The organism is Paenibacillus sp. FSL K6-1318 (assembly GCF_037976905.1).
GTDB classification, from domain to species: Bacteria; Bacillota; Bacilli; order Paenibacillales; family Paenibacillaceae; genus Paenibacillus; species Paenibacillus amylolyticus_A.
Genome location: NZ_CP150270.1, coordinates 3822321 through 3843148, shown reverse-complemented (window position 1 = coordinate 3843148; position 20828 = coordinate 3822321). Strand labels below are relative to the sequence as shown.

Sequence of the window (20828 nt, the reverse complement as noted above, 5' to 3'; positions counted from 1 at the left end):
AAAGAACCATTCGCCCTTTCTCACTGGAAGAAACAAATGGTCCTTTTGGCTAGGACAGATATATTAATTTACAACATTTAACGTACTGAATCTTTCACGTCATGAATGATTGCGTAGCTGGATTATTCCAATCCGGCGATCTGTTCTTTTAATTTGTTAGCAGAAGCCTGGAACGCCACTTTTTCGGTTTCATTCAACGGAAGAGGCAGAATTTCGCGCACACCGTTGCGATCTACGACACAAGGAACGCCCAGATAAACATCCGATACACCATTGTAGTCTTCAAGGTACGTGGACACGTTCAGAACGGAGCCTTCGTTGCCGAGAATTGCAGCTACAATGCGGTCCAGAGCAAGGGCGATTGCATAGGAAGTCGCTCCTTTGGCATTAATAATCTCATACGCCGCATTTTTGGTACGGTCGAAAATATCCTGTTGTGTTTCTTCATCCAATTCCAGATCAGTTCCTGCAACGTTAGCAAGGCTCCATACCGGTACTTCGGAATCGCCATGCTCACCAATAATGTGGGCGTGAATACTACGCGGGTCGATCCCTTTATTTTTACCAATAAGGTAACGGAAACGTGCGCTATCGAGCAATGTACCTGAACCGATGACACGAGAAGCAGGCCATCCACTTTGTTTCCATGAAGTATAGGACAAAATATCTACAGGATTGGTTGCAATCAGCAAAATACCATGAGAATTCACTTCTGTAATACGCTCAATAATATCTTTGAAAATGCTTGCATTTTTCTTCAGCAGATCAATCCGGGTTTCGCCCGGTTTCTGGGAAGCACCCGCTGTAATAATAATGATATCTGCATCTTTACAGTCAGAGTAATCGCCAGCCCATACTTTCACGCCACCCGTAAACGGAAGACCGTGGTTCATATCCAGCATTTCGCCGGTTGCCTTATCATGATTCACATCCACAAATACCAACTCGGACGAACGCTGTCTCAACATTAGCGTGTATCCCGTTGTTGTTCCCACCGCACCCATGCCTACAATAACGACACGACTTGGTTTCAGAGCTGCACTGTTTGTCATTTTCATATCCTCTCCTTTTGGGTTATACTCCCATCCATATTAAGGGATTACAGAATATAAAGCGAGTGTTGTCTATAAAATAGTTCACATTTCATGTCTTTTTACCAATTATTCCGTCGAAAAACAGTTTAGGATGAAATTGATGATAATAAATATGCAACAAATAGTCCAAAGCACCAGCTGGAAAAAGGGAGCGGGCCGGCCAAGAGTGGGCAATGAGCCTTTTACACAAGGTTTGTGGTAGAATAGGAGCAGTGGATTCTGATGAATCGTAAATAAAACGCCATAGGACAGGCATGCGCGCCTGTATATTGGATGAGAGAGGTGGAACCCACTTGCGTTCGCAATGGATTAAAATCGCGCAGACAGCATTGCTGTCTATAGGTATAGCAGCTTTACTGGCTGCATGCACCGACTCAGATCAACCTCCGGAAGCAGAACCTCCGCAACAGCAGGAGGATGCCGGGAATACAGGGCAGACATTAACCGTCGTTCCCCCTGTCAACAGTACAGAATCTGCGGATATGGCCAAGTATCAAATACAGACCCGTTTGACCGATTTTCAGTTGCTCAATGACAACGGAGGATTGGCATGGGGTGTGACGCGGAATGCGCTGCGACTGTACTACACACAGGACCAGGGAAAGACCTGGACCAATATTTCACCTTCGGAAAATGTACAATTTCCGGCTAACCCTAAATATGGACAAAGCATTTATTTTGTAGATCGTACGCATGGTTGGATTGTTCGTGAAGGCATGGGTGGAACAGACACTATGGTACTACGTACGAACAATGGAGGGGTAAGTTGGAGTCTGTCATCGCTGTCCAAGACGGATAAAGTGACCGCGATCTCCTTTGTATCTCCGGAAAAAGGCTGGATTCTTACCACGGTGGATACCGCTATTGGTAAACAGGACAAGAAGCTTTACTTTACCAAAGATGGTGGGATCACTTGGGATCGGATGTCATCCAGTGATGAAGATGGCAATAAGGAAGCAGAAGAGATATCCAACCGCGGATATACAACCGGGATGACCTTCTCGGATCCGAAGCATGGCTTCCTGACCGCAATTGAGTTCGGTACACCGAAGCTGTATGTGACCTCAGACGGTGGAGTGAACTGGGATAAAGGACCTTCCTTTTTTGATCGAAACAAGTTCAATGGATGTGGTAATTTTAGTATCAGTTCACCACAATTTTTTGGACGTGAGGCGAAGTCAGCCTGGATGTCCATGTCATGTTCCCAAGGGGAGAGCACGACATTCAATGGATTCTTTACCGCCGATGGCGGAAAGAGCTGGGAGCTGTCTAATTTTACTTTAAACAAACAAACGGGTGCGAATCGCAATCTTTCACCTGTATTTTTGAATGCATCGGAAGGTTGGGCCATGCAAAAGGGTATAACCTACCACACCAAGGATGCGGGTAAAACGTGGAATGCTCTTCCTGCAAGCAGTGTGCTTGAGAAAATTCTCGAAGACTATCCGGAGATTGTGAAAATTCAGATGGTTACCTCCAAGCTTGGCTGGATATTGGTTGAAAATACGGATGCCAAAAGATCGTTGTTATTGCAAACGGTAGATGGCGGTGTACATTGGAAAGTACTATAAGTGCAATGTGATGTAAATTGATAGTGAAAGTAGAGGAGCCTGAGGGTTCCTTTTCTTTTTTTGTTTAGTTTGTGAAATAAATCACAAATAAAACCACTGGAAGGTGATATATTTAACTCAACAAGAGAAGGAGTGATGAAGATGAGAACCAACGGTCAAACTCAATTCACGCAGGCGGACGAATTAACCAGATATATGCTTCAATTATGCTACACATGTGACGATGCCAATCGTTGTACGACAGAGGAAGCGGTGAAGGCTTGCATGGCAGAACACGCACAGGCAGACCAGCCCGAACCAGCCGAAGGTGGAGATGTAACTCGCGGGTATATGGATCTGATGTACGCTTAGTAATCAAAACTGATCAAAAAAAAGCTGATATATCAACGTTTTGCCCCCAACAGGGGGCTTTCTTATTTTGAAAAATTACTAAAAAAATCACATTTCCTGCAGTACACTCATGTTTAACACTTCAGCAGTATGTCTGAAAATATGAGGTGTAGCATGTTAGAAACGAGCAGATCGAGATGCGGATCTAAAAGCACATATTTTAGGTATCATTCACCGGCTTCGTCCTTATTTTGGCTACAATCCAATAATAGAATTTTGTAGTCTGATAAAAAAACATAAATATAAGCCACAATAAAGGCAGTAAGCCCATATTGTGGCCAATGAGAATCTGACATAACTTAATATGCTTATTTAATGTTGTTAGCCATAAGGTAAATCAAATCACAGGCAATAACCCCAGCTGAAAGTGGTGTAATTTGTGCAGGGTCATACATTGGAGCTACTTCAACTAGGTCTGCAGCGACTACATTAATACCAATCAAATGATATAGAACTTGTCTCATGAAAAAGGTTGTGGGTCCACCTGGTACTGGTGTGCCTGTGCCTGGCGCGTACACAGGATCTAATGAATCGATATCAAAGGTAATGTAAACGGGCATGTCTCCAACAATATTTTTGATTTCTGAAGCCAGATCTTGAGGTGTTTGATTTAGTGCTTCATTAGCATGAATGATATTGTAGCCCATTTCATTGGGCATTTCCGTACGAATAAATACTTGCACTGACTTTGAAGCATCAATAGCTCCTTCAGCAGCCAAATCATACGCAAAGGATCCATGAAAAATGGATGTTCCTTCACTATTTAAGCTATCCTGATGACTATCAAAGTGGATCAATGCAATCTCTCCGTATTTCTCCTTCGCTGCGCGTACTGGTCCATAAGGGATCGTGTGATCGCCTCCCAGAGTCAATAACTTTGCACCAGAATTAAAAATGGTTTTGGCATGCTCATACGTATCTTGAATCATATAACTTGTAAGATCATTATGAACACCAAGACCTACATCACCATAATCAATAATATTAAGTTTATCTTTTACGCTGTAGTCCCATGGGTAACAAAAGTTCCCTGTATGGAGTGACATCTCCCGAATCGCTCTAGGCCCGAATCTGGCTCCAGGGCGATTTGATGTACCTACATCAAAAGGGACTCCCATCACAGCAAGATCTGTTCCCTGAAGTTCTCTTGAAGACTCCAATCGCCAAAATGTCGGAATTCCACCATATGCCAAAAATTGTCCTTTATCCATTATTTAGTTTCCTCCTTGTGTGGGATAAAATCATTCTAAACTCTTGTGTTACACAAAAGTCAAGGTTCCCATTTTATGAATGTTTAATAGGTATTTGAAGCTCAAAGACCAGTTCATCAATAACATCCGTAACGCTGATATCTATTTGAGCTATTTGGAGGGTGTACCCAATAATTTCGAAGTGGTTCTCTTTAATGTAATGCATTGCTTTTTCAAGGCATCTTGCTCGATCCCAAAGTTCTCCACTGTAACGAATGCATACATATTTTCCGTGAGGGATTGTTATTAGTTTATGTTCTTTAACCTTCTTTTTTATTCGCTCCAAAATAAACGGTCGACAAGAAGAGTTATATTTATGGTTATCTAAGTCCGCTTTGTCGATAAGAACTCCTAATCTGTTCGTTCCAACAATTGGGGCCTTTTCGTTCAGTTTATTTTCTAGTTCAATGACTCCATAACATAGTTCCAGATTAGTTTGTACTTTGTCATGATGTACAATTAAACTCCTAATAGGCAGCTCCCTCACAGAAACTTCCATTAATTCTTTTGATTTTGAGATCTCCCTCATCCAACTAATCTTTTCTTGAATACTTTTTTCAATTTCATTCAATTCATTTATTCGATCAATAAGATCTATATGCTTTCTTTCCAGAATGGACAAGGAATTGCTTACATTACGTTCGTTAAAGTAATTCTTTATTTCCTCAGTACTCATCCCAATCTCTCTAAGCTCTTTAATAGTTCCAAGAACTTCATATTGGAAAATAGAATAATAACGATATCCTGAATCTATGTCTACATGATGTGGTTTGAATAATCCAATTCGATCATAATGTCTTAGCGTCTCAGGAGTTAGCCCCCGCAATCTAGCCATTTCACTAATCGTCAATTTTTCTTTCACTTGAGCTCCCCCTAGTAAAGCGAATTTATTATTAAATTATATAGCATAGATATTGACTCTTGTGTTACACAAAGCTTTAAACTAACTACTGTTCGTAATAAATAATGAAAGAGGTTTAAAGATGAATCGCAGTTGGTTGTATGTATTTATTGGAGCTTGCTTTGAAGTTTTATGGGTTATTGGTTTAAAGCATTCGAATGACCTTGTTACATGGTCAGGAACCATATTGGCAATTGCATTGTCCTTTGCACTTTTAATCCGTGCTATTGCTTTAAAATTGCCTGTAGGGACAGCTTACGCTGTATTTACTGGACTGGGCACCACAGGGACGGTTCTCACTGAAATGATCTTTTTCGGAGAGAACTTTAGTTTTATAAAAATCACGCTGATTGCTGTGCTCCTAACTGGTGTGATCGGCTTAAAAATGGTCACAACAGACGGCAATGATAAGCGAGGTGTTTCCTAATGTCATGGATTTTCCTTATACTTGCAGGATTATTCGAAGTAATAGGTGTAATTGGAATGAATTTAATTACACGAAATAAAAATATTCGGTCTTTTGTCGTATTTGTTTTTGGTTTAGGTCTAAGCTTTACATTTTTAAGTTTAGCTATGCAGACTCTTGCCATGGGTACCGCCTATGCGATTTGGACCGGGATTGGTACAGTGGGTTCGGGTGTAGTCGGTATATTATTATACGGGGAATCTAAAGCTACCATACGTATTGTGTTTATGGCGATGGTGTTGGTTGCAGCTGTTGGATTAAAAATTATTTCGTAGAAGTACAATTCACTATTTAAATGGGGGACAGATCATGGAACTCTGGTGCTTCTTCTGGATAATATGGTTATGACTTCTGAACGAGATGAATTTGTTTATCACGAAATGATTGTACCTGAATACTATCCAAGATGCTAAGGAGTTCTTCCCGCTAACGCGTCTATATACGTGTAACATCCCAACGTATCCAAGTGGCATGTGGACTTTCACTCTGGGATCAAAGGTGCATAATCCAGTTGAGGTAGATCCAAGTCGATTCTTTGATCTGGATACTAAGTATTACACGCGAAGCTTAGTGAATCTACTGATATTTTCACTATTAAACCCAAAGCATTTGAACACTTCTTATTTAGTTTGGTTGGATTTGGAAAAGATAAACATGGTACCTTCTTTAACAAAAATTCAGAGGCGAGGGGTTAATTGAGCTTACAAAACTACAAACGTATGTGAGCGAAAAGTATAGTAAGATGGACTTGATGTACGCTTAGGCTAATCATTCACGGAGAACGCTCCTGCGGGAGGGTTCTTTTTGATTTGGAGAGCAATGTATGCGCTTTTAAATGTACTACGCAATTATTGCAGTATGGGTTATTATAGAAATAATTAAGGTAATTTACTCAAAATGTGGAATTAATTCAATTGACTCTTAGTTTGGAGGACGATGACATGGAGAAGAGTTCTACAGTTAGAACCAACATGATCGGCGGTAGACAGGTTGGTGCCATCTCGGTCGAAATGGATAAAGGAAGTATTCATGAAACCAATGGCTCGTTTTGGAATACCGCAGGAAATGATGTTTTAGGAGCGACAGCACTTCCGCTTTAATGTTAACTTTGATGAATCTTGTACTCGGTAACTCTTGGCGAAAGTAAGCTAGCATTATCGGATCGTAAACTATCAACTTATGTAAATGCGTTAGCAAAAGCGGGATTTGCCATTGAGCAATTCATTGAGGACTCTGATGATGACTTGATGCAATGCAAAATGATGACTAAGGCAATTAAGCAAAGATGCTCCCTGTAACCTCTGTGATAAAAGCACGCAAACTATATGGACATGAAGTTAGTATAAATGAATTGAATCTACTTGGAATTGAATTCACGAATTAAAAGGAGAAATTAACTTGCATAGATTATCTTCAGAAAATTCCGGGCTTATTGTTTCTGCTCATTTTGATACATTACCTGCGTTAAATTCTTTTTATATTGATTTTGAGGATGGCGAAACAATTAATGTAGAAGATGGGTACGCTACCAAGCAAAAGCGCTTATTTCGGGTTCATCATAAAGATGTGGATAACATGATTTCAAGTGTAGGTGAAAGTAATTTTTTTTCATTACATCGCGTGTTCCTAAGCTACTATGAAGCGCACTCTAAATTAGGACACCTTTGGAGTCATCAGGTTACTAAAGAAATTGTACAAAAGGGGGAGCATATTAATATAAGCGACATAGAGAATGTGCTAGAAACGAAAGATGTTCAAATCGCTGATTCAAGAGCTTTGAAGTATGCAAATCATATCATGAACAAAGGAAAAGAACATTACGTAGAAGCAAATTCATTTCAAGAGTATTTATGGGCAATTCAGATGACCGAGCTTCTTCGAACATATAATTTGTCCGCATTTGAAAAAGTTACGATCAATAATAAAGATATATTCAATAGTTCTTATCTGTTTAAGGGTGCGATAGTAAAAAAAGAAATTAGCGTAGTACTGTATGAATGGGCTAACTTATATAGTTACACACAATCTGATTTTATTAAAAGGCTAAGCAATATTCTAGAGACCATAAATATGGATATAACTCGAAACAAAAGCTTATATGATAAAAAGTCTACCAGACCTGAAGTAAACCGTTTGGTATATTCGCTAGATAAACAAATTCATAGTAATTCTCATTATAAGGGGTGCTTCTTTGGTATGTTCAATGCTTCTGATTTATTTGGCCCTTATTCACGTCACAGCAGTCACCAAATCAAAAGTATTAACGGAATAAACACACAAGAAAATGTTAGTTGTAAAGATATTGTTACAGATTGGAGAAAAAACGGCATATTTCCGACCGATCAGCAGTTTACTAAGTTATTCAAGCTTTGGTACTTCACCACTTCTTACTTGGTAATTAACTGGTTGAGACTTCCTCATTTCAACAAATGAATTAAGCGCTATTTAATCCATAGAACTAACAATCTACAATGAATAAAAAATCTGAAGGAGAGTGGCTAATGAAGATTAATCGAAAATATTACTATGTTAATAAAGTAACCGCTTGTGTTCTGGTACTCGCATTAATCATTGTGACATGTGCAGTACCTGTGTACGCTGAGGTAGAGAATGTGGAGACTACGCCCTCCAGAATTGCGTTGTCTTCGCTAGAGGAAACGATAGATTCATATGTGGCTACGAATCAGAAGAACACCGCTGCCGTTTCGGTTGTAGCTATCAAGAACGGTGAGACGATTGTGAATAAGGCCTATGGATACGCAGATCTTGAGCAACAGAGAAAGGCAGACACCTCTACTGTGTTTGAATGGGGTTCAACCTCTAAACTATTGGTCTGGACGAGTGTTATGCAACTTGTCGAGCAGGGAAAGCTTGATTTGCATACCGATATTCAGGAATATTTGCCGGAAGGTTTTCTAAAGAAGCTTGAATACGATGCTCCCATTACCCTATTGAACCTTATGCATCATAACGCAGGGTGGGAGGATATATTGATCGATTTATGGTATTCATCCGAGAAAGACATCGTGGATTTAGAAGAAGCTTTACAAAAATTTGAACGAAGGCAGATCGATAAACCTGGGAGTGTCGTTGCTTATTCAAATTATGGTACGGCTATGGCTGCTTATATCGTTGAGGTGCAAAGCGGACAACCCTTTTACAAATATGTCAATGAACATATATTTAAACCGTTGAATATGAAAGACACTTCGATTCACCCGTCACAGTATGATAATCTAAACGTCTTGAAAAGGAGAAATGAGATTCAAGGCTACACTACGAATCTGAAACTCATCCCTAAGAACAGAGCATACATAAGCTTATACCCTGCAGGGGGCGCCATTGGCACAGCAGAGGATGCAGCTAAATTTCTCGCAGCCTTGATGCCTGTGGATGGTAGCAATTTATTGTTCGAGAACAATGCTACGTTAGAAGAGATGCTGTCAACTAGTCTATATTACGATGGAACTTCTACTCCTCGAATTGCGCATGGCTTCTTTGAAGTAGAGTATTGGGTGCCTGCACTGGAACACGTTGGAAGTACGGCGGGATTTTCAAGTAGATTTGTTTTTGATCGGGAGTCTAATTTTGGGTTAGTGGTCATGACAAACCAGTCAAATGAAATGGCTTATAGCGTTGGTCTTGTCCAGAAGGTGTTTGGAAGTAGTTTCAGCACGAATTCTATTGAATCTGAGAGTGGAGGATATTATCTGCCTGCGCGACGGGTCGTTTCCGGCTTTACGAAAGCATATTCAATGTTAAGTCTGCAGAAGTATACCACATTTGACCTTAGTAATTTTGCAAATGTTGTTGAGCGAAATGGCACTGTTGAGAAGGTCTCTATGTCTTATAATGACTTTTTGCCCGTATCCAACTTAACGATAAACGGGATCAAAGCATCTTTTATTGCTCTTGCAGTAGCCATCCTACTCAGTTTGAGAGCTACAATTGGTTGTTTTATTCGGTTATCCAAATACAAATTAAAAAACTGGGAAAGACCAGGTACAGGATTTGATAAGTATCATATTGCCATTAATATTGCCAGTCTGGCATTAATTTTGAATACGATCCTATTGTTCATGCGTGCCTTAGGCTTTGCCCCCTATTCTTCATTACGGATACATCTCATCTTAAACCTGGTTTATGTCATTTTAGCTGTGGCGTACCTTGTCTTGATGTTCTACAAACTGCTGAAGAGGAGTTACAGTAAAAAGCAAAAGGCGGTATACATCATGTCTGGCATATCTGCTTTCCTCTTTGCTGCTTTTGTTGTGGGGTGGGATTTGTACTTTTAGAGCGGTAAATGCTGATATTTTCAACGGGAACGTTGCCTGAAAGAACATGAAATAGTAGAAAGGATGAAACCATGAATATTCAGGATCTCCCAATTGAGATAATAGAACAGATAGGGCAAGTCCAGAACATCACTTTTCCTAAGCAAGGTCATACTTCTACTGTAGCAATTCTGGATACGCTCGATAAAAAGTACATCATCAAGAAGACAGAAAACGATCTCTATAATGAATGGTTATCCGATGAATATAAGGTGCTTCAATACCTATACCATACTGGACTTCCTGTTCCGAAGACATATTCATTTCATGTTGAGGATACATCGAGATGGCTTTTGATGGATTATATTGATGGAATAAGTTTAAGAGAATTTCTCTCTATGATGCCTGATCTTCAAAGTAAAGAAAAAGCGATTTTTAACTTTGGGCTCTGTTTAAAGAAAATACATGATTGCTCTTGTCCTGTTGAACTATTGAACGATGACATTCCTTGGTTAGATACAATGCTTAGGAAAGCAGAATATAATCTAACTCACTTTACTGTAGATGGATCGGCAGAACTACTTCAACAGTTGAAAGAAGGAAGACCCAAAACAACAGATAACACTTTCATTCATGGAGATTTTACTATAGATAATGTGCTAGTTAATGATTGCAATATTGTTGGAGTTATTGATTGGGCAGGAGCAGCGTATGGCGATCCAAGATATGATGTAGCATTAGCCATTAGACCGAAACATAATGCTTTTGATAATGAAAGAGATAGAGAAATATTTTATAACGGTTATGGAAAGTTAAGAATAACGGATGAAGAATACAATTATTTTGAAGATGGGATATATAACTTCTTTTAGTTTGGCTTTAAATCATGCTCTTCAAGCGAACATCCAATCCCTTTAGAAGGAGTCGAATAAATGAGCCCTCCAAAACATATCGTATCTGCCGCTGCAATCGTCATAAACGACAAAAATGAATTATTACTTATTAGAGGACCCCGAAGAGGATGGGAAATGCCAGGTGGTCAAGTGGAAGAAGGAGAATCTCTAAGTCAAGCTGCCATCAGAGAAACGAAAGAGGAGTCCGGAATCGACATTGAAATCATCAAATTTTGTGGAATATTTCAAAATGTTGAAAATTCAATCTGTAACACATTATTTCTAGCAAGACCAATAGGAGGAGAATTAATCACATCATTGGAGAGCTTAGAGTCTGGTTTCTTTCCGATCGATGAAGCCATTTTAAAAGTCGAATGGAAAAACTTCAGAGAAAGAATAGAGTATTGCTTAAAACCTGAGATGCAACCTTTTTGTATTGAGTTTAGTGATCGGAACAATATTTAAAAGCTTAGGAGGAGTGAAATGAACAAATTACCTTTATTTATAGTGACAGGCGCAAGTGGAACAGGAAAAACCACGATCTCTTCGCTTGTTCGCAAGCAACTTCCCGAGTTTGACGTCTTTGAAATGGATATCATCAATAATGTGGATTGGCAGGTTGCCAAAGAGAATTGGTTAAGGATTGCGTATAGCATTTCTTTAAGTGGACGAGGGACTGTTTTATGTGGAACGATGGTGCCCGAAAACATTGCATCCTCCGATTACATAAATCGATTTGAGCGGATTCTTTATATGAACTTACATTGTAATGATGTCACACGTGAGACGAGGTTGAAATCACGGGGGTGGGATGAGAACTCGATCGAAGATCACAAAAATTTTGCAAATTGGCTACTCCAAAATTCGAAAACTGCATTTGACCCGGAAATGCCAACAATTGATACGACAGAACTTACAGCAGAGGGAGTAGCTAAACAGATTAAAGAATGGGTGCTAAGCAACTGGCGTAAGGAATGAACATCTAAAATAAGCTCATAGTTAGATTGAGTGGGAGGAACCTGATGCTACCTTTTCAAGTGAATGAATCTATTGTTTTACGGCTGATCCAATCTCGAGATAGAGATGAGTTGTATGCATTAATTGATGAGAATAGAAAGTACTTGAGAGCGTGGTTACTCTGGGTCGATAAACGACAATCGCCCAAAGACTTGGATTCTGTAATAGATGTATGGGCACATCATTATGAAGAGAGGAACGGTTTTGATTCCGGAATATGGTGCAATGAACAATTGGTCGGGATGTTAGGACTGCACTATATTGATTGGAATAATAGAGCGACGAGTATTGGATATTTTTTAGCAGAGTCAGCACAGGGCAAAGGAATCATTACCAAATCAATAGAACAATTGCTTAAATATCTCTTTAAAGAGTTGAAGTTAAATCGTGTGATCATTCAATGTGCAGAAAACAACTTTAAAAGCAGAGCTATACCTGAGAAAATGGGATTTTCAAATGAAGGTACATCCAGAGAAGCTCAATGGGTCTACGATCATTATGAGAATATTGTGACGTATAGTCTGCTGTCTAGTGAATGGCATACTTAAAAGGTAGAGTACATCGTCTGATGAGACGAAGGAGGTCACGAATTGTTTCTCAATGTATTACTTTGGTTGATTATCCTCTGGGTGATCTCCCTTTATTTCAGTTTTCCCAAGAAAGATCGCATGTACACCGTCAACGTGCCAAGCACTTGCTATATTCAATCTCCCAATCGAATGGATATTCAGAAAAACTACGAATGCGCTGCATTTTCCAGTGCGTTCGTCTTGAGACATTTCGGGGTGGAGTCCAGCGGGACAAAGCTCTATGAAACCTATCCTCGCAAATTACTGGATGGGACGGTATATCCCAAAGCGGTCGTTGTTTTTTTCAGAAAGCTTGGATACCAGGCAATGTACTTACGTGGAAATGTGAATACATTGAAGAAGCAGATTAGCCAAGGGGTGCCCGTTATTTTATTTATTAGAGTACATCCTAAACAACGTTATTTGCATTTTGTTCCCGTCGTTGGCTATGATGAAACGCATTTTTATTTGGCCGAATCGTTAGATCACAAGATGAATTGTGATGAAGAATATTACAATCGAAAAATCAGCATTAGTGAACTGAACGCGTTATGGAGATCATGGTTACCTTTCTGTCAAAACTCATATATCGTGGTACATCCAGTGCAGATTTAATTGCTCAAATATTTAATCGGGTTAACAAGTTCTGTGTACGTCCGCATATACATTACAGGAGACGGGTCAAGACTCCGGCTGTCCTAAGTTGTATGAACGGAGGGAGAGACATGGGCATTGAATCATCCTGGATGTTTGATTTGTTTGGAACCGTCTTTCCGGTTGTATTTGTTCTGCTTATAGGTATAGTCCTTCTGTCGATGGGAAAAGAGGTATGGAGGTGGGGGCGTAACAACTCAGAGCCACTGCTGACCGTACCTTCACGAATCACCAGCAGACGGATGAAGATGAGTCAGTCGCAATCCGAACCAGGCAGTACAGCACGAACCTTATATTACGTCACCTTTGAGGTAGAGAGTGGAGATCGGCTTGAATTCAAAGTCAATGGCGAAGAGTATGGTTTGTGCGCTGAGGGGGATGAAGGACGGCTCTCGTTCAAAGGAACGCGTTACATAGGCTTCGAGCGATATAATCGCTTATATTCCGAACGCCTACGCGGTTAAACCGAGCAGCTTGCGCCAGGATGGCGTGAGCTTTTTTTGATTATTTACTGGACAAGCGTTTCTTAATAGGCCTAACGTGTTTTTATATAAGAAGAGGCTTAATCAGATTATGATCACAGGATCATTACCATAGAGGAGGAAATGAACATGTCATTTACAGATCAGGTCGTTGTTGTAACCGGTGCTGCTCAGGGAATTGGACGCAGTGTGGTTGAGGCTTATGCGGTCGCTGGGGCCAAAGTTGTACTTGCCGACAACAAGGAAGCAGAGGGTGCGGCAGCCGCAGCTTCCATTCGTAATGAAGGCGGCGAAGCCATCTTTGTTCAATGTGATGTTCGGAGCGAGCAGGATATTACGAATCTTTTTCGGACCACCGTGGAAGAATTTAAGAAAATCGATGTTCTGGTGAATAATGCAGGGCTTGCAAAATGGAAGTCACCCTATGAGCTAACGCTGGAAGAATGGGACGATGTACTCAATACCAATGTGAGAAGTTGTTTTTTGGCGAGTCGGGAAGCAGCCAAATATATGAAAAGCAACGAAAACGGGGGTGCCATTATCAACATGGCTTCTACCCGTGCACTAATGTCTGAGCCGGATACCGAAGCCTATGCTGCCTCCAAAGGGGCAATTGTGGCTCTGACGCATGCGCTGGCAGTCTCACTGGGCAAAGACCAAATTCGGGTAAATTGTATCAGTCCGGGATGGATTGAGACAGGAGACGTGGAGAAACTGAAAAAGGAGGATCATGAACAGCATCCATCCGGTCGTGTAGGTGTTCCTTCGGATATCTCCCGTGCTTGTCTATATTTATCTGATCCAAGCAATACCTTTGTCACAGGGACCAACCTCGTTATTGATGGAGGCATGACCCGAAAAATGATATATGAGGACTAGAACCGGGATAGAGTCGGGCGAGTCTCATAATATCCCAACATTAGAGTGATAAGCCCAAGTTAAGCACTTGGGCTTATTTGTTTTTAATAACTCGGTTGCTATAATAAATGTGATTTTACAACAGTAGAGGAATGGAGGGAGTATATGTTCGGGAAACAATCCCGGAAGGTATTTTGGCTGTTACTGCTGATCGGAGGGATGATAATGATAGGGAATGAGTCACCTGCTGAAGCAGACGGCGCGGATATACGGGCGGCCTGGGTATGGCAGGCACAGTCTGTTAGCAACGGAGATGAGCTGCTGACCAATGCAGCTAAACATAAGATAAACAGACTATACGTGAATGTAGACATGACGCTATCCAAGGAGGTATACCAGACGTTTATAGCCAAAGCAAGCCGTGCGGGTATTGCGGTTGAAGCACTAGGCGGCGATCCATCCTGGGCGGTCAGTGGCCGTGAAGGTCCCATGCTCAGGTTAGCCTCGTGGGTAAGTGATTATAATCTGGATGCCGAGCCCAATGAGCGATTTGATGCCATACATCTGGATATTAAGCCCTACGTGTTACCAGCCTGGAAAGAAGATGCCAAGCCACTGGTTCAATCCTGGGTGACCAATATGAATCTGTTATTTGAGCAAGTGAGACAGGATGGCGCAGTTGCTGTGAATGTTGACCTGCCATTTTGGCTGGATTCGTACACCGTTACAGGGACTAGAACTTCTGAGGATGCGGATAACGAACCATTGTCACGTTGGTTTATTGAACAAGTGGACCATGTCACTTTACTCGCTTACCGTGATAACGCGCAAGGCAACAATGGCATTATACGTTTAATTGAACAGGAACTGAACTGGGCTGATGCCAGCAATGCGAGCATCACGGTTGGGTTGAACACCAAGCCCATGCCTGGCGAGGAGTTCACGACATTTGCCGGTAAAGGGGCGGCGCAGCTGGAAAGTGTTATTGAAGAAGTTGCCTCTGCATTCAGCGAACATACTTCCTACGCCGGTTCTGCTGTACATGATATTGTATACTGGGGACAACTGGAGCCGTCGGAACTGCCATCACCGGAGATTCCACCCAACCAGCCAGAGATTCGGGGAACATATATTTGGGAGGCCTCTCAGGTGACGAATGACGGAGGCGAGCACATCCTAGCGTTTGCGAGAGAACAGAACATTAACTGGTTATATGTCCGTCTGGATCTGGATCAACCCTATTCCAGTTACCGAAGTTTTGTAAAACGGGCCAAAGCGCAGGGCATTGAAATCCATGCGATGGGTGGACACCCGATCTGGGGCAAGAAGGAAAATCGTCCACGGATACAACGCTTGATTGATTATGTGAAAAATTATAATGCTGAATCCGAACCGGACGAACAATTTGAAGGCATCCATCTGGATATAGAGCCTTATACCTTGCCGGAGTGGGAGAGCAACCGGAATACCCTGTTGACCGAATGGGCTGCCAACATTACTTTTTTCCAGGAAGAGACGAAGAAGGATAGTGATCTCGAAACAAGCGCAGATCTTGCTGTCTGGCTGGATACCTTCCCGTTGCCGGGCAAAGATATGTCTGTGACAGAGTTTATGATTGATACACTCGATCATGTGTCGATGATGGCTTTCCGTAACAAAGCGGAAGGTTCCAATGGCATTGCTGCTGTTGTGAGTCAGGAGATGGAGATCGCGGATCGTTTGGGCAAAAGGTTAATGATTTCGGTAGAAATGAAGGAGAATCACGAAGGTCCTCATATTTCATTTTATGAGAAAGGGGCAGCGGAGATGGAACTTCAGCTTGCCAAGCTTCCCGATCTGCTGGCCGAATATCAGGCGTACCAGGGCAATATTGTACATGCCTATGATTATTGGATTGAAGCCAAGCCTTGAACAGGCGAATAATATAAGAAATAAATGGCTTTGGGACTTCACCTTGGGTGAGGTTCCGGGCTTTTTTTTATGGAAAAAAGATGGAATCGTGTCACCGAATGGGCTCCTGCACAATACGATGTACGGTGATGAACAGCTGAAACAAGGGAGGAAACAGAATATGGCTGTTATTAAAGCCAACTCAGAGGACGTCAAGCTGCTGGCTAGGCTAATGAGGGCAGAGGCTGAAGGTGACGGCGAACAGGGCATGTTGCTTGTGGGCAATGTAGGTGTGAACCGGGTGCTGGTGGATTGTCTGGACTTTAAGGATATTCGCGATATCAATCGTATGGTCTTCCAGAATCCAGGAGGCTACGAGTCCACTCAGAAGGGGTACTTTTACCAGCGGGCAAGACAGTCCGAGATTCGTCTCGCACAACGGGTGATCAATGGAGAGCGCATCTGGCCAGCGAGCAATTCATTGTGGTTTTTCCGACCTGTGGGCGACTGCCCACCAACGTGGTATGACCAGCAAAATACAGGACGTTTCAAAGCGCATTGTTTCTTCAGTCCGACAGGTGATGACTGTCCGGAAGTATATTAAATTTTGGGAGGAATCACTATGATTAATCAGCCTTATCAACCAACGACTCAAACATTGGGTCAGCAAGCGAATTCCGTGTTAGGTCAACAAGCCAATTCTCAGGTTCAAGGTACGTCTTACAAAATCGGTAACGGAATGCCTGCCATGTCAGTAACACCAGGTATGGTATCACCAAGCTCCACAAGTGTCCCCCCACTCGTATCCAGCGGAAGCCCAATGACACCAACAGGTGCAGTCATCACTACCACGGCTCCACAGTTTGAGCAGTCGTACATTGAAAATATTTTGCGTCTGAACCTCGGGAAATTCGGCACGTTCTACATGACATACGAAGGTAACAAAGAATGGAACGCTCGCATATTCCAAGGTATCATTGAAGCAGCGGGCCGTGACCATATTATCATTAGCGACCCGAAGACAGGAAGACGGATCATGCTGTTGATGGTCAACTTCGACTATGCTACATTTGATGAGCCGTTACTGTATCAATATCCTGGCGTAGTAGGTAACTACCCACAAGCTCCAAGCAGATAATCATTGGCCCTCATCATTTTGATTGATATTTGATATGAATAACACATACTGAATTACATGCTGTCCTGAATGTGGATATCCGCAGACGGGACAGCTTTTTACATAAGCATTCGTGCAAAACAATCACATATGATCTAGTCAGACGTAACCTTTTGATAAAAACATGGCACTTATATATGAACAGAACAAGCAACATGCCTATATGAAGGGAGTCCATAGCATTGAATTCATGGATTGAAGGAGCGATGAAAGGCGAAGACGAAGCATTCGTACAACTGATGTCTCAATATCGCGGGATGGCACTTGCTGTTGCCTACCACCGACTGGGGGATACATTTTGGGCAGAAGATGTCGTACAGGAAGCGTTTACTGAAGCCTTTGGCAATCTGTCCAAGCTGGAAGCTCCTGAGGCTTTTCCTGGGTGGTTCAAGGTGATCGTGGAGAGGCAGTGTTATCGCTGGCTAAGACGCAAGCAGCATACCCTGATTCCCGTTCAGGAGCTGGAGCATGTTTTCCATGAAGCGGATCAGTCGCATAATCCAGAAGAACAAGCGGTACAAAACGAAATGCATCGAACGTTGCGTGATTCGATTGCAATACTGCCATCATCAATGCGGATTGCTGTTGAACTGTTTTATTTGGATGGATACTCACTCAAGGAAATATCGGATTTCCTCGGGGTCAAGGTACCTGCATTAAAGAAAAGATTGTTCGATGCCCGATCCAAACTCAAGCGCTCTATGCCAGTGAGGGACCTAGTATCGGTGTTCAGTGACTTGTATGAAGGAGGAAAAGGATTGTTACACATTATGAACGGGGATCACGCTGCCAATCGTTTAAGAGAGAGTGGAATCGAGGGAGATATTCTCGTATGGAGAGAATTGTACACGTTCGGGCCAGTAGCCAAAAATATGGGAGATGTAAAGGAGCGGAAGAATCGGGCATCCGTGTTAGAGCGGGAGTTGGGCATTCCACAGAAGGAATACTTGCAGATCGAGGAGCTTGAACGCAAGTTGCATTCGTTTCAACAATATAAAGAGATTGTCTTATGGTTCGAATATGATCTCTATGATCAGACGATGTTATCGTACCTATTACATTATTTCAAAGGACAAGCACTCCAGAATACGAAACTGAATCTGCTCTGTATTGACTCGTATCCAGAAATCGAGCATTTTAGGGGACTGGGTCAACTGACCTCCACACAGATCGAACGGCTGTCAGGCAGTTGGCATGTGATTGATACGGACGAGCTACAGGCAGGTGCACAGTTTTGGGAAGCCTATACGTCACCTGATATCCGTCATCATCTAGATTACTTGCAGGCAGACACTTCTGCGCTCCCCTTTGCGAACGCTGCGTTCAAAGCTCACTTGTCTCGTCTGCCATCTGTATCGAACGGTTTGGGGCTCATTGAGCAGACAACACTAGAGACCATTAGAGCAGGTGTGGAGCGTCCGTATCCATTATTTCGAGAGGTAGGGGACAATCTGCATATTCTCGGGATGGGTGATCTTGAATATTGGGCACATCTGAAACGGATGACAGAAGGACCTTATGCGCTGCTTCAGTTGAATGGTGCATTAAATTTCCCTAACTTCAGGCAACATGATGAAAAATTCGGTGACGCAATCCTGTCGCTAACGGAACTTGGAATTCAGGTGTTGAATGGAGAGGCCGATTGGGCGCTGCTGAAGCAGGATGAATTCTGGATCGGCGGTCTGCATAACGCAAGCGGAAGAAAAGCCAAGTGGCGCTGGAACCCCGCTTCGGAAACCGTAGTGGAGATTGAGTCGACATCGGAAATAGAGGATAGAATCTGAGAAAATAAAGTATTGCAAAAAGAGAGTATCCAGCCATGTCGAAGCATGAGCGAGGATGCTCTCTTTGGTTTGCTTAGGAATTAGTTGTGATTCTCAAAATGATTTTCTCCTTTTTTAATAGTTGTTTGACTAGATGTATACCTGTACAGTAAACTGTACATATTACAGTTTACTGTACAGGTATAAACTAAAGTGTAAAGGAGTGAGGCTATGAATCAGTACACTGCAAAGCGTATCTCAGAGATTCTTCAAGAAGATGATATTAAGATGAATCTGAGGACGGTTAGGTACTATACACAAATAGGCATGGTTCCTCCGTTAGAGTTGGTAGGAAATAAAAGAGTATATACCGATAAACACATTCATTATTTTCGAGCAATTATAACTTTATCAAGAACTGGTGAGAACTTAGCATCCATCCAAGAAAAATTAAATTCTCTTTCTTTAAATGAAGTGGAAAAAATCGGCCAGTTGATGAGTTTATATAGTCCAGACCGTGTCTTGGAAAACGAAACTCTGACAATAACAGATGATGTTTCAATTACATTAAGTCCTCGAGTTTCTGCCGAATTAAAACAGAAGGTCATTGATTCTGTTTCACAGGTTTTAAGGGGGGAATCTAATGATGTTTAATCTACGGCTGGCTAAAAAAAAGATGGAAAAAGAAGAAGGAATGAATCATTTATGGATTGAGCTCACCTATGCCAATAATTTAACTGAAAATGCATTATTACGTATTCATCTCCCAAAAGGCCTTTATCGAGGGTTGAATTTGAATGGGAATTTTGAAACAGAAACAGATGAAATAAAATTAGTGTCACAAGATAAAGACGTATTTATTGAGTTTTACACACAGTCCAGAATAGATTGTGATGAGGCATTGATTAATGTGGAATTATGTTATCAAAGTAGTCATCATAATTGGAAAGCAATAAAACAGGGCATAACAGTTCGCTTTGTAGACGAAGAAGATGTAGAAGATGAGCATATCGACCAACAAGTCATTGAACGAGTGATGAAACTCGAAATTAATTCGTCTAACAAGGCTGGATCAGATAAGGAATTATTAGTTATCAGACCAAGAACTTATCAAACAAGGGACAGTGAATATGCTTATCTTGAAAAGGACTATCGAATAAACTACTAGTGGAAGGGAGCGCTCAACGTATTTTACGAATGCGTAAACTTATTGATAATGTGATTGTAAAGCACAATAACAAAGGGCAGGTGATTAAAAATGGACCGAGAGGTAAACGAATATTCCGTAGAATTCCAAGATTCTTATGGAATCATATACACTCGAGAATTGAGAGCTGAAAGTATAGCTGAAGCTAAAATTATCATTCAAAATAACTACCCTGATGTTGTAGTTCGAGCAGTCACTCGTATTACAGAAAATGAAAAGGAATAACTATCTGATGATCTGGAATTTAATCATTTATCAATACAAATACACACATTGCAGAGGATTCAATGTAAAAATAAGAATCATAACGGCGTATTTAGAAAAAATTATTTCCGGGAAACAGCGTAATCGTTACTTTTGTAAAAGAAATAA

24 protein-coding genes and 1 pseudogene are annotated in these 20828 nt (G+C 41.5%); 22 read left to right on the top strand and 3 right to left on the bottom strand.

The annotated features are described in order from the left end of the window. Nucleotides 1-122 precede the first annotated feature (122 nt). A complete protein-coding gene (locus NYE45_RS16810; protein WP_036613729.1) occupies nucleotides 123-1052 on the bottom strand; it encodes an L-lactate dehydrogenase in 930 nt (309 codons plus the stop codon). Between the two features lie 335 nt (nucleotides 1053-1387). On the opposite strand from NYE45_RS16810, the gene NYE45_RS16805 reads away from it, so the two are divergent. After that, nucleotides 1388-2665, top strand: a complete 1278-nt coding sequence (locus NYE45_RS16805; RefSeq protein WP_340013290.1) for a YCF48-related protein — start codon at nucleotides 1388-1390, stop codon at nucleotides 2663-2665. Between the two features lie 141 nt (nucleotides 2666-2806). After that, nucleotides 2807-3016, top strand: coding sequence for a hypothetical protein (locus NYE45_RS16800; protein ID WP_100527420.1), 210 nt, complete (start codon nucleotides 2807-2809; stop codon nucleotides 3014-3016). Between the two features lie 347 nt (nucleotides 3017-3363). On the opposite strand, the gene speB is transcribed toward NYE45_RS16800, so the two are convergent. Then, on the bottom strand, nucleotides 3364-4266 hold the full coding sequence (gene speB, locus NYE45_RS16795) for an agmatinase (RefSeq protein ID WP_340013289.1): 903 nt from the start codon (nucleotides 4264-4266) through the stop codon (nucleotides 3364-3366). 73 nt (nucleotides 4267-4339) lie between these two features. After that, nucleotides 4340-5167, bottom strand: a complete 828-nt coding sequence (locus tag NYE45_RS16790) for a MerR family transcriptional regulator (protein ID WP_340013288.1) — start codon at nucleotides 5165-5167, stop codon at nucleotides 4340-4342. A gap of 121 nt (nucleotides 5168-5288) precedes the next feature. Here NYE45_RS16790 and NYE45_RS16785 point away from each other — a divergent pair, with 121 nt between their 5' ends. The 20 genes and pseudogenes from NYE45_RS16785 (at nucleotide 5289) to NYE45_RS16690 (ending at nucleotide 20681) form a co-directional block, all read left to right on the top strand. Then, nucleotides 5289-5633, top strand: coding sequence for a multidrug efflux SMR transporter (locus NYE45_RS16785; protein ID WP_340013287.1), 345 nt, complete (start codon nucleotides 5289-5291; stop codon nucleotides 5631-5633). After that, a complete protein-coding gene (locus tag NYE45_RS16780) occupies nucleotides 5633-5947 on the top strand; it encodes a multidrug efflux SMR transporter (protein WP_340013286.1) in 315 nt (104 codons plus the stop codon). Before NYE45_RS16785 ends, NYE45_RS16780 begins: the two co-directional genes overlap by 1 nt. A 127-nt stretch (nucleotides 5948-6074) precedes the next feature. Beyond that, nucleotides 6075-6236 (top strand): annotated as a pseudogene (locus tag NYE45_RS16775) (spermidine synthase); the annotation flags it as partial. A gap of 377 nt (nucleotides 6237-6613) precedes the next feature. Then, entirely contained in the window at nucleotides 6614-6772 is a 159-nt protein-coding gene (locus NYE45_RS16770) for a hypothetical protein (protein ID WP_340013284.1), read from the top strand. Nucleotides 6773-7070: 298 nt separating this feature from the next. Beyond that, nucleotides 7071-8105, top strand: coding sequence for a hypothetical protein (locus NYE45_RS16765; protein ID WP_340013283.1), 1035 nt, complete (start codon nucleotides 7071-7073; stop codon nucleotides 8103-8105). A 68-nt stretch (nucleotides 8106-8173) separates the two neighbouring features. Continuing rightward, a complete protein-coding gene (locus NYE45_RS16760; protein ID WP_340013281.1) occupies nucleotides 8174-9967 on the top strand; it encodes a serine hydrolase domain-containing protein in 1794 nt (597 codons plus the stop codon). A gap of 71 nt (nucleotides 9968-10038) precedes the next feature. Next, the gene (locus tag NYE45_RS16755; RefSeq protein ID WP_340013279.1) at nucleotides 10039-10818 is read left to right on the top strand and encodes a phosphotransferase; all 780 of its coding nucleotides are present in this window, start codon (nucleotides 10039-10041) and stop codon (nucleotides 10816-10818) included. 60 nt (nucleotides 10819-10878) lie between these two features. Beyond that, the gene (locus NYE45_RS16750) at nucleotides 10879-11304 is read left to right on the top strand and encodes an NUDIX domain-containing protein (RefSeq protein WP_340013278.1); all 426 of its coding nucleotides are present in this window, start codon (nucleotides 10879-10881) and stop codon (nucleotides 11302-11304) included. A gap of 18 nt (nucleotides 11305-11322) precedes the next feature. Beyond that, entirely contained in the window at nucleotides 11323-11817 is a 495-nt protein-coding gene (locus NYE45_RS16745; protein ID WP_340013277.1) for an AAA family ATPase, read from the top strand. 44 nt (nucleotides 11818-11861) lie between these two features. Then, nucleotides 11862-12404 (top strand): GNAT family protein, encoded by a 543-nt coding sequence (locus NYE45_RS16740; protein WP_062834828.1) that lies wholly within the window; start codon nucleotides 11862-11864, stop codon nucleotides 12402-12404. A 42-nt stretch (nucleotides 12405-12446) separates the two neighbouring features. Next, complete coding sequence (locus tag NYE45_RS16735; protein ID WP_340013275.1) at nucleotides 12447-13040, top strand: C39 family peptidase; 594 nt, start codon at nucleotides 12447-12449, stop codon at nucleotides 13038-13040. 110 nt (nucleotides 13041-13150) lie between these two features. Further along, the gene (locus NYE45_RS16730) at nucleotides 13151-13543 is read left to right on the top strand and encodes a DUF2500 domain-containing protein (RefSeq protein ID WP_340013273.1); all 393 of its coding nucleotides are present in this window, start codon (nucleotides 13151-13153) and stop codon (nucleotides 13541-13543) included. A gap of 147 nt (nucleotides 13544-13690) precedes the next feature. Then, a complete protein-coding gene (locus tag NYE45_RS16725) occupies nucleotides 13691-14440 on the top strand; it encodes a glucose 1-dehydrogenase (protein WP_340013272.1) in 750 nt (249 codons plus the stop codon). 204 nt (nucleotides 14441-14644) lie between these two features. Next, on the top strand, nucleotides 14645-16330 hold the full coding sequence (locus tag NYE45_RS16720) for a hypothetical protein (protein WP_340013271.1): 1686 nt from the start codon (nucleotides 14645-14647) through the stop codon (nucleotides 16328-16330). Between the two features lie 160 nt (nucleotides 16331-16490). Beyond that, nucleotides 16491-16913, top strand: a complete 423-nt coding sequence (locus NYE45_RS16715; RefSeq protein ID WP_074095421.1) for a cell wall hydrolase — start codon at nucleotides 16491-16493, stop codon at nucleotides 16911-16913. Nucleotides 16914-17048: 135 nt separating this feature from the next. After that, complete coding sequence (gene gerQ, locus NYE45_RS16710) at nucleotides 17049-17447, top strand: spore coat protein GerQ (RefSeq protein WP_248278168.1); 399 nt, start codon at nucleotides 17049-17051, stop codon at nucleotides 17445-17447. A gap of 221 nt (nucleotides 17448-17668) precedes the next feature. Continuing rightward, on the top strand, nucleotides 17669-19270 hold the full coding sequence (locus NYE45_RS16705) for a sigma-70 family RNA polymerase sigma factor (protein ID WP_340013269.1): 1602 nt from the start codon (nucleotides 17669-17671) through the stop codon (nucleotides 19268-19270). A 210-nt stretch (nucleotides 19271-19480) separates the two neighbouring features. Next, the gene (locus NYE45_RS16700) at nucleotides 19481-19903 is read left to right on the top strand and encodes a MerR family transcriptional regulator (protein ID WP_340013268.1); all 423 of its coding nucleotides are present in this window, start codon (nucleotides 19481-19483) and stop codon (nucleotides 19901-19903) included. Continuing rightward, complete coding sequence (locus tag NYE45_RS16695; RefSeq protein WP_340013267.1) at nucleotides 19893-20417, top strand: hypothetical protein; 525 nt, start codon at nucleotides 19893-19895, stop codon at nucleotides 20415-20417. Before NYE45_RS16700 ends, NYE45_RS16695 begins: the two co-directional genes overlap by 11 nt. Before the next feature lie 90 nt (nucleotides 20418-20507). After that, the gene (locus NYE45_RS16690) at nucleotides 20508-20681 is read left to right on the top strand and encodes a hypothetical protein (protein WP_340013266.1); all 174 of its coding nucleotides are present in this window, start codon (nucleotides 20508-20510) and stop codon (nucleotides 20679-20681) included. Nucleotides 20682-20828: the final 147 nt, after the last annotated feature.

Excerpts from the sequence above, each read along its gene's own strand:
- NYE45_RS16695 (WP_340013267.1), top strand. The coding sequence starts at position 19,893 with ATGATGTTTAATCTACGGCTGGCTAAAAAAAAGATGGAAAAAGAAGAA.
- NYE45_RS16720 (WP_340013271.1), top strand. The coding sequence starts at position 14,645 with ATGATAGGGAATGAGTCACCTGCTGAAGCAGACGGCGCGGATATACGG.
- gerQ (WP_248278168.1), top strand. The coding sequence starts at position 17,049 with ATGCCTGCCATGTCAGTAACACCAGGTATGGTATCACCAAGCTCCACA.
- NYE45_RS16740 (WP_062834828.1), top strand. The coding sequence starts at position 11,862 with ATGCTACCTTTTCAAGTGAATGAATCTATTGTTTTACGGCTGATCCAA.
- NYE45_RS16800 (WP_100527420.1), top strand. The coding sequence starts at position 2,807 with ATGAGAACCAACGGTCAAACTCAATTCACGCAGGCGGACGAATTAACC.
- NYE45_RS16770 (WP_340013284.1), top strand. The coding sequence starts at position 6,614 with ATGGAGAAGAGTTCTACAGTTAGAACCAACATGATCGGCGGTAGACAG.
- NYE45_RS16785 (WP_340013287.1), top strand. The coding sequence starts at position 5,289 with ATGAATCGCAGTTGGTTGTATGTATTTATTGGAGCTTGCTTTGAAGTT.
- NYE45_RS16780 (WP_340013286.1), top strand. The coding sequence starts at position 5,633 with ATGTCATGGATTTTCCTTATACTTGCAGGATTATTCGAAGTAATAGGT.
- NYE45_RS16725 (WP_340013272.1), top strand. The coding sequence starts at position 13,691 with ATGTCATTTACAGATCAGGTCGTTGTTGTAACCGGTGCTGCTCAGGGA.
- NYE45_RS16715 (WP_074095421.1), top strand. The coding sequence starts at position 16,491 with ATGGCTGTTATTAAAGCCAACTCAGAGGACGTCAAGCTGCTGGCTAGG.
- NYE45_RS16700 (WP_340013268.1), top strand. The coding sequence starts at position 19,481 with ATGAATCAGTACACTGCAAAGCGTATCTCAGAGATTCTTCAAGAAGAT.
- NYE45_RS16750 (WP_340013278.1), top strand. The coding sequence starts at position 10,879 with ATGAGCCCTCCAAAACATATCGTATCTGCCGCTGCAATCGTCATAAAC.
- NYE45_RS16760 (WP_340013281.1), top strand. The coding sequence starts at position 8,174 with ATGAAGATTAATCGAAAATATTACTATGTTAATAAAGTAACCGCTTGT.
- NYE45_RS16745 (WP_340013277.1), top strand. The coding sequence starts at position 11,323 with ATGAACAAATTACCTTTATTTATAGTGACAGGCGCAAGTGGAACAGGA.
- speB (WP_340013289.1), bottom strand. The coding sequence starts at position 4,266 with ATGGATAAAGGACAATTTTTGGCATATGGTGGAATTCCGACATTTTGG.
- NYE45_RS16690 (WP_340013266.1), top strand. The coding sequence starts at position 20,508 with ATGGACCGAGAGGTAAACGAATATTCCGTAGAATTCCAAGATTCTTAT.
- NYE45_RS16810 (WP_036613729.1), bottom strand. The coding sequence starts at position 1,052 with ATGACAAACAGTGCAGCTCTGAAACCAAGTCGTGTCGTTATTGTAGGC.
- NYE45_RS16730 (WP_340013273.1), top strand. The coding sequence starts at position 13,151 with ATGGGCATTGAATCATCCTGGATGTTTGATTTGTTTGGAACCGTCTTT.
- NYE45_RS16755 (WP_340013279.1), top strand. The coding sequence starts at position 10,039 with ATGAATATTCAGGATCTCCCAATTGAGATAATAGAACAGATAGGGCAA.